Annotated in this window: 10 protein-coding genes; 1 reads left to right on the top strand and 9 read right to left on the bottom strand. The window is 70.1% G+C overall.

What is annotated here, in order from left to right; translation table 11 throughout:
• Nucleotides 1–10: 10 nt before the first annotated feature.
• Together OH802_RS05070 and OH802_RS05065 are read right to left on the bottom strand one after the other, a co-directional pair.
• Nucleotides 11–340, bottom strand: coding sequence for a YnfA family protein (locus tag OH802_RS05070; protein ID WP_355230986.1), 330 nt, complete (start codon nt 338–340; stop codon nt 11–13).
• Complete coding sequence (locus tag OH802_RS05065) at nt 337–972, bottom strand: histidine phosphatase family protein (protein ID WP_406025701.1); 636 nt, start codon at nt 970–972, stop codon at nt 337–339. Before OH802_RS05065 ends, OH802_RS05070 begins: the two co-directional genes overlap by 4 nt.
• Before the next feature lie 84 nt (nt 973–1056).
• Here OH802_RS05065 and OH802_RS05060 point away from each other — a divergent pair, with 84 nt between their 5' ends.
• On the top strand, nt 1057–2007 hold the full coding sequence (locus OH802_RS05060) for a helix-turn-helix transcriptional regulator (RefSeq protein ID WP_406025699.1): 951 nt from the start codon (nt 1057–1059) through the stop codon (nt 2005–2007).
• A 98-nt stretch (nt 2008–2105) separates the two neighbouring features.
• On the opposite strand, the gene OH802_RS05055 is transcribed toward OH802_RS05060, so the two are convergent.
• The 7 genes from OH802_RS05055 to OH802_RS05025 all read right to left on the bottom strand — a co-directional run bounded on the left by OH802_RS05055 (nt 2106) and on the right by OH802_RS05025 (nt 12983).
• A complete protein-coding gene (locus OH802_RS05055; RefSeq protein ID WP_406025697.1) occupies nt 2106–3497 on the bottom strand; it encodes a cytochrome P450 in 1392 nt (463 codons plus the stop codon).
• Nucleotides 3498–3593: 96 nt separating this feature from the next.
• The gene (locus OH802_RS05050) at nt 3594–4808 is read right to left on the bottom strand and encodes a hypothetical protein (RefSeq protein WP_406025695.1); all 1215 of its coding nucleotides are present in this window, start codon (nt 4806–4808) and stop codon (nt 3594–3596) included.
• Between the two features lie 152 nt (nt 4809–4960).
• Nucleotides 4961–5647: a TetR/AcrR family transcriptional regulator gene (locus OH802_RS05045; RefSeq protein ID WP_378816063.1), complete on the bottom strand. Its 687-nt coding sequence runs from the start codon at nt 5645–5647 to the stop codon at nt 4961–4963.
• Nucleotides 5648–5957: 310 nt separating this feature from the next.
• Entirely contained in the window at nt 5958–7655 is a 1698-nt protein-coding gene (gene atzF, locus OH802_RS05040; RefSeq protein ID WP_406025692.1) for an allophanate hydrolase, read from the bottom strand.
• Nucleotides 7652–11344, bottom strand: coding sequence for an urea carboxylase (gene uca, locus OH802_RS05035; RefSeq protein WP_406025690.1), 3693 nt, complete (start codon nt 11342–11344; stop codon nt 7652–7654). Before uca ends, atzF begins: the two co-directional genes overlap by 4 nt.
• Nucleotides 11341–12132, bottom strand: a complete 792-nt coding sequence (locus tag OH802_RS05030) for an urea amidolyase associated protein UAAP2 (RefSeq protein ID WP_406025688.1) — start codon at nt 12130–12132, stop codon at nt 11341–11343. Before OH802_RS05030 ends, uca begins: the two co-directional genes overlap by 4 nt.
• On the bottom strand, nt 12129–12983 hold the full coding sequence (locus tag OH802_RS05025) for an urea amidolyase associated protein UAAP1 (RefSeq protein WP_406025686.1): 855 nt from the start codon (nt 12981–12983) through the stop codon (nt 12129–12131). Before OH802_RS05025 ends, OH802_RS05030 begins: the two co-directional genes overlap by 4 nt.
• Nucleotides 12984–13262: the final 279 nt, after the last annotated feature.

The raw sequence follows: 13262 nt of genomic DNA, 5'->3' as shown, positions 1-13262 counted from the left end.
GGCGCCATCCTCACCCACGCGGCGCGTACATGATCACGCCCATCCCGGCGAGGCACATCGCAGCACCGGCGATGTCCCAGCGGTCGGGCCGGTAGCCGTCCATCGCCATCCCCCAGGCGATCGAGCCGACGACGAACACACCGCCGTACGCTGCCAGGATCCGCCCGAAGTGGGCATCGGGCTGCAGCGTGGCGACGACGCCGTAGAGGCCGAGCGCGATGAATCCGGCGCCCACCCAGAGCCAGCCGCGATGCTCCCGCAGTCCCTGCCAGACCAACCAGGCGCCACCGATCTCGGCGATCGCGGCCAGCACGAACAGCAGGAGCGAGCGGAGGATCAAAACCCGTCGCCGATCAGGTGCGCACCGCCCAGCGGGTCGTTGTTCCAGGAGATCGTCGTCCAGCCCTCCTCCAGGCTGCCCTCGACGACCGCGAGGCCGGTGTTGCGGATCCGGTTGTCGTCGCCGAAGGCGGGCGACCGCGTGGTGCGCAGCCCGGTCCACATCCGGATCGCCGCACCGTGCGAGACGATCGCGACGGTGTCATCGGGATCGTGCTGCTTGACCACGGACTGCACCGCGGCGTCGTAGCGCGCCAGGAACTCGTGGCCCGCCTCGCCGCCCGGGACCGGCGTCTCGAGCGTGCCGCGGATCCAGTCGCCGAGCGCCTCGAGATAGGCCGTCACCGACTCCTTGTCGGTGGCCATCTCCAGGTGGCCGGCGCTGATCTCCTCGAACCCCTCCTGCACGACGACCGGTATCCCGAGCCTGTTGGCGAGCGGCTCGGCGGTCAGCTGCGTACGCACCAGCCGGGAGGCGTACAGACCCGCGATCCGCTCCCCCGCCAGCGCGTCCGGCACCGCCGCGGCCTGGGAGAGTCCGAGCTCGGTCAACCCCGCCCCCGGGAAGGCAGTGTCGAGCGCCCCCGAGACGTTGCTCGGGGTCTGGCCGTGTCTGATAAGCAGAAGTCTCATATGCCGGTAAGGGTACGGGACCCACCGCGCTGGAAGTGACGGACTAATGTGAATCCGGACGAACTACTTCCGGGAGCCGCCACGATGGGACATGACGAGAGCCCGACCGCTCGGGCGCTGCTCACCCTCGAGCTGCTGCAGTCCTCCCCCGGCATCACCGCCGAGCGCCTGGGCGAGAGGCTGCGAGTCACCGAGCGCGCCGCCCGGCGCTATGTCGCGATCCTGCGGGAGGCGGGGATCCCGGTCGAGTCCGAGCGCGGTCCCTATGGTGGCTATCGCCTCGGCCGAGGGATGCGTACGCCGCTCATCTTCACCACCGCGGAGGCGCTCGGTCTGGTGATGGCACTGCTCGACGGTCACCACGACATCGCCGACGCCACCGGTCCGGTCGGGAGCGCGGTCGGAAAGATCGGCCGGGTGCTACCCGAGTCGCTGGCCCAGACGGTGGCCGCGGTGCGGCGTACGATCTCGGCCGTCCCCGACCAGAGCGCCGTCTCGCCCGACCCCGACGTCACCACCAGCCTGGTCCAGGCCTGCGACTCCCGGCGGCGCACCACCATCGCCTATACGACCGAGAACGGCAACGAGCGCAAGATGGTCGTCGACCCCTGGGCGGTCGTCGTACGCCACGCCCGCTGGTACCTGCTCTGCTGGTCGCACACCGCCGACGCGCGCCGGGTGCTTCGGGTCGACAGGATGGGCGCCGTCGACATCGAGGAGACCAGCTTCGTACGTCCCGAGATCGACCCGGTCACCGAGGTCGAGGAACACCTCGGCGAGGGCTGGGCCTATGCGGTCGAGGTCGTCTTCGACGCCCCGTTCGCGCAGGTCGACCGCTATCTTCCGCGCGTCCTGGGTCGCCTCGAGCCCATCGACGACGGCCACTGCCGTCTCGTCGGGAGCACCAACAGCCCGGAGTGGTACGCCCAGGAGCTCGCCCGCCGCGCCGTCCCCTTCCGGGTGGTCGAAGGCGACGAGGTACGCCGCTGCGTAGCCGTCCTCGGCCAGCGACTCCTCGACGCCGCCGCGCGCTGAACGTCGAGACGTCACCGGCGCCGGCCGAGGTGGCACAGAGGTGCCGTCTCGGCCGACGGGAGTGACGTCTCGACCGACGTACCTGACCTCTCGGCGGGTCAGCTGAGGCGGGCGGGGAGGTGCGAGTAGCCGCGGAGGATGCGGGTGGGGTGGCGCTCGCGGTCGCCGACGAGCTCGAGGCCGGGGAAGCGCTCGAAGAGGAGCCGGAGGCCGATCTCTCCCTCCATCCGGGCCAGGGCGGCACCGAGGCAGAAGTGGCGGCCGCTGGAGAAGGAGAGGTGGTCGCGGGCGTTCTCGCGGGTGACGTCGAAGGTGTGCGGGTCGGTGAAGACGGCAGGGTCGCGGTTGGCGGCGGCCAGCACGGTGTTGATGATCGTGCCGCGCGGGATCGCCTGCCCGGCGATGGTGGAGTCGCGCCGAGCGACCCGGCCGGTGAGTAGCACCGGCGGGTCGAGCCGCAGGATCTCGTCGGAGGCGTTCGACCACAGGTCGGGCTGCGCCTTGAGCACCTCGAGCTGATCGGGGTTGTCGTGGAGCAGCGCGATGCCGTTGCCGATCAGGTTCACGGTGGTCTCGAAGCCGGCCGCGAAGACCAGCCCGGCGATGGCCCGCAGCTCCCGCTCGCTGAGCCGGTCGCCGTCGTCGCGGAGGGCGACGAGCTGGCTGAGCAGGTCGTCACCGGGATGCTCGGCGAGATACTCCAGATGGCCGCGGAGCCAGGTGTCGAACTCCTCCAGGGATGCCTCCATGTCCCGGAACGTGCGCCAGTCCAGCCCGATGTCGAGGCTCAGCGCCGCGCCCTTGCCGAGCTCGAGCATGCGTTCGCGCAGTTCGACGGGGACACCGAGCACCTCGGAGATCACCGTGATCGGCAGCAGCCCGCAGTAGCGGGTGACCAGGTCGACGTCGGCTCCCGACGCGGCCTCCTTCTCGAGGTCGTCGAGGAGCTCCCGGGCGATCTCCTCGGTGCGAGCGCGCAGCTTCTCGACCGCACGCACCGTGAAGACTCGGGTGACCAGCTTGCGGTAGCGGGTGTGCTCCGGCGGCTCGGTCGCCAGCAGCGACGGCGGCTGGAGCGGGGCGAAGACGTCGCTGGCCGACCAGCTCGCCGCCCTCGCCAGCAGGCCGGTGCCCGACTCATCGGGCGCGAAGAACCCGGTGATGAAGTCGTTGCTGGTCAGCACCTCCTTGATGACCTCGTGGTCGACCGCGAGGTGGCTGAACCCGCCCTGGTAGAGCGGCCCACGCACACGGAACTCCTCGAACAGGTCGACCAGGTCGAAGGTGTGCGACCCGGGCCCGCTCAGGATCAGGTCGCCCTGAAGGTCACCCTTCCGGGCGGACCGGACGATGGCCGTACGCGGCAACCCGTGCCCCAGCGCCCAGCGGACGCCCTGCTTGGCGGTGCGCTCCACCGTGCCCAGCGTCCAGCCCAGCGTCCGGCCGGCAATCGTGCGGGTGCCGACGGGCGGCGTGATCTTGAGCGGCATGCGAGACCTCCGAGGCGCAGGAACACGTTCTCATGCAGCGTACGCCGCACCGGGGGCCGCCACATCCGACCGTGGTAGCAATTCAGCCCAGGCAAATCAGCGCCGTACGAACTCGCGGTCGCCCCTGGGCCAGGAGTGCGTGTAGCCGGTGACCTTCTTGGCACCGTCGACCCGGACGCTCCACTCCGCGTGCCCGGAGGCGACCGGCTTGACCACGACGAGCTGGTTGGGCTCGGTGATCGTGACCGTACGCGTGAACCGCTCCGGCGCACCCCACGGATCCATCGCGATCGTGGCCGTCACCGGCAGCCTGCTGGCGTCGATCCGCAGCCCGATGGCCTCGGTCATCGCGATCGCCTCCACCGACAGCGTCCTGGTCGGCGCGGGCGCCGGCTTCTTGGTGGGCTTGGGCGTCGGGGTGGGTGTCGGTGTCGGCGTCGGCTCGACGCGGACCGAGGACGCCGACGCGCTCGGCGAGGGCGCCTCCGAGGGCGCCTCGTCGCTGGCCCCCGCGCTCGGCGCCGACTGCTGGCTCTGCGGCTCCTTCTTGTCGGAGGAGTCCGGGTCCGAACCGGTCACGACGCCGCGTACGACCTCGTAGATCAGGATCAGCAGCAGAATGGCGAGGACGACCAGCACGACCCGGCCGCGACGCGTCATCCGTGACCGCCGGTAGGGGGTCGATTCCAGGTGGTGCAGCGGCACCAACGGTCCGGCGACGGCCCTCCTGGCGGGGGTTCCTCGCTCCGGTTCAGGCTCTGGCTCGGGTTCCGCTTCCGGCTCTGGTTCCGGTTCAGGCACCGGGACCGGCGCAGGTGCCGGAGGCGGGACCGGCGCCGGGGGCGGCTCCGGCTCCGGCTCAGGCTCGGGTTCCGGCTCGGGCGCGGGCGGTGGCGCGGGCGCAGGTGGTGGCTCGGGCGCAGGCGCCGGAACGGCCAGGACCGGTGGCACGTACGGCTCAGGCTCGGGCTCGGGATCCGGCTCGACGACGCCCTGGATGATCACCGGCCCAGCGCCGGCAGGGAGCCAGGCCGCGCCGGGTACGTCATCGGGCGAGCCGTAGCTCCCGAAGACCTCGAGGGTCTCGACGTCGGTGACCTGCCCGTCGGGATGGACGACCATCCGGACGCGGGCCTCGTCGTCGGTGGCGACGACCTGGACGGGCTTGCGGCTCGGGCCGGCGAGCTGTTCCCGCACGGCGCGTATGCCTGCCTGGTGCGGGTCCTCGCCCCACGGACGATCCACCACCAGGCCGTTGAGCGTCGTGACCCCGCGCGTGACGGAGAGGATGGCTGTCTGCTTCCGGGCCATCAGCGGCCTCCGGAAGGGTCAATGCACACGTGTGGGGTCCTCGCGGTGGGGAAGCGGGCAACGGGCTCGGAAAGTGTGTCGTTCAAGCCTCAACAGGGCAACTCACACGCGCAAGCCCTACCCACCAGTTACCGACTTGTCAGCCTGCCTTGTCAGGCGGGCTCGCGAACCCTGTCCTCGAGGAAGTCGTCGAGCATGTCCACGGCGACCGCGTTCGCAGCCTGGATCTTGTCCTGGCTGACACCGCAGATCCGCAAGCACGAGGAAGCGATCGCCCACGCCTCCGGGCACGTGATCCTCCGGACCGTGTCCTTGGTGATCATCTCGGCGCGCATGCTGATGACGCCTTCGACCTGCTGGATGAGCATGTTGCCCAGCTGCTTCAGACTGACGCCCTCGAGCACCTTCTCCGAGGCCACCTTGCTGGCCAGATCGGCGTACGCAGCAGCGAGCTCTTCGTGCTCCTGGCGGAACTCGGTGTAGACCTCGCCGTTGGTCACGTCCGGCAGCATGTAGAGCATTCCGACGTTGTGGTCCACATCGGCAAGCGTGCGTACGTCGACGAGAACCAGCAGATAAAGAGCGGTCTCATAATCGAGCGGTGGCACCTGGTTGCGGATCTTGTCGACCTTGTCCGTGGTCGGACGAACCGACTTACGGAGCAGCTCGACGAGGATCTCGTCCTTGCCTGCGAAGTGGTAGTAGAGGGAGGCCTGACGGATGCCGACCTGGTCGGCGATCTCGCGGGTGGACGTCGCTGCGAAGCCCTGGGACACGAAGAGTCGCGCAGCGGCATCGAGGATCTGGTCACGGGGTGAGGCGGTACCCGAATCGGGCACATGCCTGGGGCGGCCGGGCCGAGAACGCCTAGTTGTCATGTACGCCATCTAAGCGGCCTCCCGAGTTTCGGGGAAGATTCGAAAGAGTCTTCTTCCCCTAAAGAACAGAGTCGAAAGTCCCACAGGAGGGTTGAATTCCCTGTCAACAAAGTGTACGGCAGGAAGAACCGATAAGCGCGGCACAGCATCCTCCCGGGGCGATAATGCTGGCGGATTCTGCCCAGTGTGACGGGGGTTTCGGCCCGTGAACAGAGTCGTGTGCCACCTGGAGGAATGACCCCAGTCCCGTAACCGATATCCACGCAGAACGTTAAAGGCCCTGCTCAGACCGGTAACGACGCCAACCACCGTGCGCCGAGATATCAGCAGCCTTTTCGACCGCAAAAGGCTCGACGAGAAACCCCGAAACCGAGGAGCCGTCTGACAGCGTGACCTTCCCGATGACCATCGGAGCAGGTACGCCACCCACGAATGTCCCGAAGCCCGCGGCCGGGACGCGCCACAGCTCGCCCTCGATCGGCACGCCGTTCCCGGCGGCACTCACCCGGACCAGTCCGGGCTTGGGCGGCACCGTCTCGAGCGCGAACAGCCGGTAGTCGGCCGAGGTCGACACCGGGCGCAGCAGCGTCGCGCCGGCCTCGACCAACTGGTGGTTGAGCGGCTGTCCCGACAGGTGCGCGCCGACCACGAAGAGATCGACACGAGGACTGAGCAGCGTGTGGCCGAGCGCGGCCAGGGTGCGGTCGCTGCCGGCGGCCCCGGTCAGCATCACGCCGAAGGGCAGCCCGCCGACCTGGCCGGCCGGGATCGCAAGCGAGGCCATGTCGAGCAGGTTCGCGAAGTTCGTGTAGCGGCCCAGTCGCGCGTTCGCGCCGACCGGATCTGCGGCCACCTCGGCCAGCGTCGGATGCCACGTCGTCGTCGGCGTCAGCAGCGCCGAGCAACCCGCGAGGGCCTCCCTCCCCGCCGCCCCCAGGCGCGCCAGGTGAGCCACATCGCGTGCCCAGTCGGCTGCGCTGGCCGACGCCCCGGCGAGCACGACCTCGGCGACCGTGGGGTCCAGATCGGTCCCGATGAGGTCGCGGTTGGCTTCGAGGTGGGAGCCGACTGCGGCGTACCTCTCGGCGACGAAGGCGCCGTCGTAGAGCAGCCCGGCGGCCTCGAGCAACGGCGAGATGTCGGTCTCGACGATCTCGACCCCGGCGGCGGCCAGCCGCGCGACCACGGCCCGGAAGGCGGCGGCCCATCCCGGAGCGAGCCCGTCGAGATGCTCGCCCGTCGGCACCGCGACCCTCGGCGCCGGCGGCAGCCCGGCATCCGCCGGCAACGTACGCGACAACGGGTCCGACGGGTCGGGGCCGGCCATCAGCTCCGCGGCCGCCCGGGCAGATCCGAGATCCCGGGCGAAGACGGTGACGCAGTCGAGCGTGTAGCAGGCGGGCACGACGCCGGTGACCGGCACCAGCCCGCGCGACGGCTTCACCCCGACGATGCCGTTGAGCGCGGCCGGCACCCGGCCGGAGCCCGCGGTGTCGGTCCCCAGCGCGAGGTCGACCAGACCGAGGGCGACCGCGACCGCCGAACCCGAGGAGGATCCGCCCGAGATCCGGGTCGGATCCCAGGCGTTGCGGACCGCTCCGTACGGGCTGCGGGTGCCGACGAGGCCGGTCGCGAACTGGTCCAGGTTGGTCTTTCCCACGACCAGCGCCCCGGCGGCTCGCAACCGGGCGACCGCAGTGGCGTCAGCGGTGGGCGGGTAGGCGAACGAGGGCGCTCCAGCGGTGGTTGGCAGGCCGCGGACGTCGATGTTGTCCTTGACCGCCAGCAGGCGTCCGGCAAGCGGCAGGACCTCTCCACTGGCCACCTTCGCGTCGATCGCGGCGGCCTCCTCGAGCAGGTCGTCACGCGTACGCAGCGAGATCCAGATCTCCGGACGATCCGAAGCCTCGATGCGGTCGAGGGCCTCGGTGGCGCGGGCGACCGCACCGCTTGGAAGTGAATGGATCAAGAGCCGAGCCCGTCGAGCGGTCGCACCGCGGCGATGACCTGCCCCGGGACGATCTGCTCGCCCGGCTTCACGTAGACCTCGACCACCTCGCCGGCGACCGGAACCGGGACGCTCGCCTCCATCTTCATCGCCTCGACGACCATCAACGGGGCGTCCTGGGTCAACCGCGCGCCACGACTCGCGACGACCTTCCAGACGGTCGAGGTGAACGGCGCGGTCACCTGCACGCACCCCTCCGGCACCTCGACCTCCGACGGTTCGCCCCGCGCGTCGATGCGGTCGCAGATGTCGAACTCCCCGGCGGCCTTCCAGCGCTCGCGCTCCTCCTCGAAGGCGGCGGACTGCTGGTCACGGAAACCTGCGATCGAGTCAGCGTTGGCGGTCAGGAAGCGGTCGTACTCCTTGATCGAGAAGGTGCCCTCCTCGGTCTCGAACTCGCCACGCCCTGCGTCGACCTCCGCCCGCAGCTCCAGGAGCTCGTCGGCGGAGACGGGATACCACTCGATCCGGTCGAAGAACCGCAGCGCCCACGGGTCGTCGTGGAAGAGCCCACCGGCGCTGGTCGACCGCCGGAACCGGTTGAAGACCTGAGTGGTCCGCCCGACGAGCTGATATCCGCCCGGCCCCTCCATCCCGTAGATGCACATGTACGCACCGCCGATGCCGACGGAGTTCTCCGCCGTCCAGGTGCGCGCCGGGTTGTACTTCGTCGTCACCAACCGGTGCCGCGGGTCCAACGGCGTCGCGACCGGCGCGCCCAGATAGACGTCGCCCAGCCCGAGCACCAGGTACGTCGCGTCGAAGACGGTCCGATGGACTTCCTCGACCGAGCCGAGCCCGTTGATCCGGCGGATGAACTCGATGTTCCACGGGGCCCACGGCGCGTCGTCGCGTACGCCGGCGGTGTAGCGCTCGATCGCCTCTCGGGTCGCCGGGTCGTCCCAGGAGAGCGGTAGCCGTACCCGCCGCGAGGGCACGGTCAGCTCCGAGGTGGCCGGGAGATCCTCCTCCAGCTCCCGCAGCAGCCCCGCGACCTGGCCGGCCCGGAGGACCGAGGAGTCGGTGTGCACCTGCAGCGACCGGATCCCCGGGGTGACGTCGATGATGCCGGCAGGCGCGTGCTCGGCCAGGGCCGACTGCAGCGCGTGCACCCGCATCCGGAGCCCCAGGTCGAGCGTCATCGGCCCGTACTCCACCAGCAGGGAGTTGTCCCCGCTGCGCCGATAGGTGACCTCCGGCCGCGCCGACGTCTCGGGCAGCCGGCCCAGCACACCGTCGTCGCCGTCGCCACCCGCACCGCCGGCCACCGTCAAGGAGGCCCGGTGGTTGACCAGGCCGGCGGCCTTGCCCTCCCGCACCGGCGCGAACCGCACCGTGTCACCAGGGCGCAGCTGCCCGATCTTCCACAGCTCGCCGCTGGCGACGACCGCCGGGCAGACGAAGCCACCCAGCGACGGGCCGTCGGGGCCGAGGATGATCGGGGTGTCGCCGGTGAAGTCGAGCGAACCCACCGTGTAGGGGGTGTCGTGGATGTTCGAGGGATGCAGCCCGGCCTCGCCACCGTCGGCACGGGCCCAGGTCGGCTTCGGCCCGATCAGGCGTACGCCGGTGCGAGCCGAGTTGTGGTGCACCCGGTAGCTCGCCGAGTAGAGCTGATCGAGGTCCGAGCGGGTGAAGAACTCCGGGGCGCCGTGCGGGCCCTCGGTGACACCGATCTCCCAGGTGTTGGTCAGCGCCGGCCGCCGTGACACCGGGGTCGCCGCAGGCTGCGCCTGCGGGTCGACCGCGGTTCCGGGGCGGAGCACGTCACCGCGCTGGAGCGTACGCCCGGCGTGCCCGCCGAACCCGCCGAGCGTGAACGTCGAGGCGCTGCCCAGGTAGTCGGGTACGTCCAGGCCACCTCGGACCGCGATGTAGGTCCGCAGGCCCGGCCCGTCGGTGCGACCCAGCGTCAACGTCGCCCCCGCGGGGAGCTCGATCGGCTCCCACTGCGGGACAGGGGCGCCGTCGACGCTGACCGGCATGGGGGCACCGGTCACGCAGACGACGGCGGGATCGGAGAAGACCAGCGTCGGCCCCACGGCCGTCGCCCGGCCGGTTGCCAGCGGCACCGTGACCTCGAGGCCCGGGGCACCCCGGTGGTTGCCGACGGCCAGGTTGGCCTCGGCGAAGGAGACCGGGTCGAACGGACCCGACGGAGGTACGCCGACCTGCCAGTAGCCCACCCGGCCGGGAAGGTCCTGGACGGTCGTGAGCACGCCCGGGTCGAGCACGTCGATGCGCGGATCGGGGTCCCCGCCGCGGCCATCCTTGGCACGTTCGGGCAAGGTCGAGGTCGAGTGCGTGGCCGAGCGGAGCTCGGCGTACGTCGTCATCGCGCGTAGCGCCGAGACGTTGGTGACGATCCCGTCGATCCGGGTGCAGGCGAGCGCCTCGCCCAGCCTGTCCAGCGCCTCGTCGCGGGTCGCGCCGGTGGCGATCACCTTGGCGAGCAGCGGGTCGTAGTGGGGCGAGACCTCGAGCCCGGTCTCGATCCAGGAGTCCACCCGGACGCCAGGAGCTTCGGTCGGCAACACCGCCCGCGTGACCAGGCCCGACGACGGCATCGAGTCCTTGGCCGGGTCCTCGGCGTAGACACGTGCTTCGACGGCGTACGCCTTGGGTGCGGGGCACTTGCGGAAGAGCTCGTCGCGCAGCGCGGTGACGCCGTCGCGGGCGAGCCGCAGCATGAGCTCGACGATGTCGATGCCCATCACCTGCTCGGTCACCGCGTGCTCGACCTGGAGGCGGGTGTTCATCTCCAGGAAGGAGATCAGCTCACGGCCCGGGTCGTAGACGAACTCCACGGTCCCGGCCGAGCGGTAGGAGACCGACTTGGCGAGCTGGCGCGCGGAGTCGTGCAGGACGGTCCGTACGTGCTCGGGCAGCGCCGGCGCGGGCGCCTCCTCGATCACCTTCTGGTTGCGACGCTGCAGCGAGCAGTCGCGGTCGCCGAGCACGGCGACCTGACCCTCCCCGTCGCCGAAGATCTGCACCTCGACGTGGCGGGCGGGCCGCACGAGGTGCTCCAGGAAGACACCGGCGGTGCCGAAGCTGGTCTGGGCGAGCCGGCCGACCCGCTCGAACGCGACCCGGACGTCCTCCTCCGAGCTGCACGCGGTCATCCCGATGCCGCCACCGCCGCCGGTCGCCTTGACCATCACCGGCAGCCCGATTCGAGCAGCCTCCTCGGCCGCCTCGTCCGGCCCGGAGAGCAACCCCGTGCCGGCCAGCATCGGCACCCCGGCGTTCTCGGCGAGCCGGCGGGCCGAGTGCTTCTCACCGAAGGCGCTGATCTGCTCGGGCGTCGGACCGACGAACCGAAGCCCCGCTGCCTCCACCTCACGGGCGAACGCGGCGCTCTCGGACAGGAAGCCGTAGCCGGGATGGAGCAGCCCCGCGCCGGTGCGCAGGGCTGCTGCGATGATCAGGTCGCCACGGAGGTAGGAGTCCCGTGCGGGCGCGGAGCCCAGACACACGGCCTCATCGGCCTCCCGCACGTGCGGTGCCGCTCGGTCGGCCTCGGAGAAGACCGCGACCGTACGCATCCCGAGCTCGCGCGCGGTGCGCATCACCCGGCGGGCGATCTCCCCTCGGTTGGCGACCAGGACGGTGTCGAAGGACAGTCCGGCTTCAGAACCAGACGTCATGCGTCGGCCTCGTAGTCGGCGTCCGGCTCGGACACGATCATCCGCAGGGGCGTCGGGTTGAAGTCGTTGCAGGGGTTGTTCATCTGCGGGCAGTTGGAGATCAGCACGAGCGTGTCGATCTCCGCGCGCAGCGCGACCCGCTTCCCGGGCGCCGACATGCCGTCGACGATGCCGAGCGCACCGTCCTCCTCGACGGGCACGTTCATGAACCAGTTGATGTTGGAGACGATGTCGCGCATGCCGAGTCCGTGCTTGGCACCCTCGGTCAGGAAGTTCTCCCGGCAGCCGTGGTGATACATCACGTGGTGGCCGTAGCGCAGCGTGTTGGACTCGCGCGAGCACGCGCCGCCGATGGTGTCCTGGCGGTCGATCTCGTTCTCGACGACGGTCATCAGGGCACGACCGAGGTTGCTGCGCAGCACGGTCCCGGTGCGGATGTAGGCGTTGTCCTGCCACGCGAGCGTGTCCGGAGCGCTGTAGCGCTCGTCGGTGTGGTGCGCGTTGTAGAGCAGGCAGTCACCCGACTGGTTGCCACCGACATCGACGATCGTCAACACCTGCCCGGCACGTACGACACCCGACCACGAGGCCCGCGGAGCCACCTGCTCGTCCAGCACGACGGCACCCGGCACCAGCGGGTCACCCCACTCCAGGTGAGTGTTGTCGGCGTACGACGCGCCGACCGGGACGCTGGAGACCAGCTGCCCGTCAGGCGTCAGATAGGTGGTCACAGGGACGGGAATGGTCGTCACAGGCCTCATCACCGGGTTGTCGATCGTGGTAGTCACAGGCCCCGAGCCTCCGCATAGTCGAGTGTGTTCAGATATGCCCGCCGAACCTCGGGAGAGGCGTCGAAACGCTCGTCCGCCGAGGTGGTGGGAGTTGTTTCCGGCGTACGCCAGGCGTGCACGCGCAGCGGCCCGACGATGTACTCCGGACGTGGGTCGCGCGGGTGCGGGACGTTGGCGATCAGCACGAGAAGGGGCAGCTCGGCCACGAGCTCGACCGAGGTCCCCGCTCCTGACGAGCCGAACCAGTCGAAGCTCCCGTCCGAGGCGACCCGGACTCCTTGGAAGAACGAGACCGACGGAGGTACGTCGGCCGGCCCGAGCCCATGCTTGGCGGCCGCCTTCACGAAGAGATCACGGCCGGCGGGCGCGGGCCCCTCGGGCAGCGCGGTGCCGTAACGCAGCGCGTTCCAGGCAGCGGTGCTCGTCCCGCAGAACGCGTCGTGCCGGCCCGAGGTGTCGGCGATGATCGTGGCGAGCACCCGGCCGTCACCGGAGAGCAGCGGGTGGCCGGCACCGAGATAGGCCTGCCACGGGATCTTCTGGGTGTCGGCGACGTTGAGCCGCTCGGTCGGCTCGAGCGCGTTGTAGACGAGGGTGTGGGCGCAGGCCTCACCGGTCGGGTCCTCGAGCCGGAACCGCGTACCCCGGGCGAGGACCTTGTGGGTGTAGCTCCCTGGTGCGACCGTCTCGGCCCACGTCAGGGTGTCCGGGTCGACGTCGTCCGGACAGAACGGGCTCGACGAAGCCGGTAGGTACGGCATCCAGTCGCTGACCTGCCCCCCTTGCGCGCGAGCATCTGCCCGTGCGTTCAGCACCGTGTCCGTGCTGTGGTCTGCAGCTAGCGCCACCCGGGTCCTCCTTGAAGCATGATTAACCTGTCGACTGACAGGTAAGCATGTAGGTCAAGGGCGTCGGGGGCAAACCAAGACTGTTGGAAACCTGAGTCCGAAATGTGGGGTCGGAGTCGGAGAAAATTCTTCCCTGTCGGTCGATCGATTCTTACCGTTTTCGGTCGGAACTCGCTAGGGGGGAAGGACCATTTGGTGCCGATTTCCCGCTTGCGGTGCCGCCTGATGGAGCGATCTCGTCGAAGAGGGGACCAGCCAGACGGACGAATAACCTGTCAA

The organism is Nocardioides sp. NBC_00850, assembly GCF_045207335.1.
Taxonomy (GTDB): Bacteria; Actinomycetota; Actinomycetes; order Propionibacteriales; family Nocardioidaceae; genus Nocardioides.
Note: the sequence above shows the minus strand (reverse complement) of the source record. Positions and strands in the feature narration are given on the sequence as shown.

Bases quoted from the DNA above. Each gene is read 5' to 3' on its own strand.
- OH802_RS05065 (WP_406025701.1), bottom strand. From the start codon at position 972: ATGAGACTTCTGCTTATCAGACACGGCCAGACCCCGAGCAACGTCTCG.
- OH802_RS05060 (WP_406025699.1), top strand. From the start codon at position 1,057: ATGGGACATGACGAGAGCCCGACCGCTCGGGCGCTGCTCACCCTCGAG.
- OH802_RS05055 (WP_406025697.1), bottom strand. From the start codon at position 3,497: ATGCCGCTCAAGATCACGCCGCCCGTCGGCACCCGCACGATTGCCGGC.
- OH802_RS05050 (WP_406025695.1), bottom strand. From the start codon at position 4,808: ATGGCCCGGAAGCAGACAGCCATCCTCTCCGTCACGCGCGGGGTCACG.
- uca (WP_406025690.1), bottom strand. From the start codon at position 11,344: ATGACGTCTGGTTCTGAAGCCGGACTGTCCTTCGACACCGTCCTGGTC.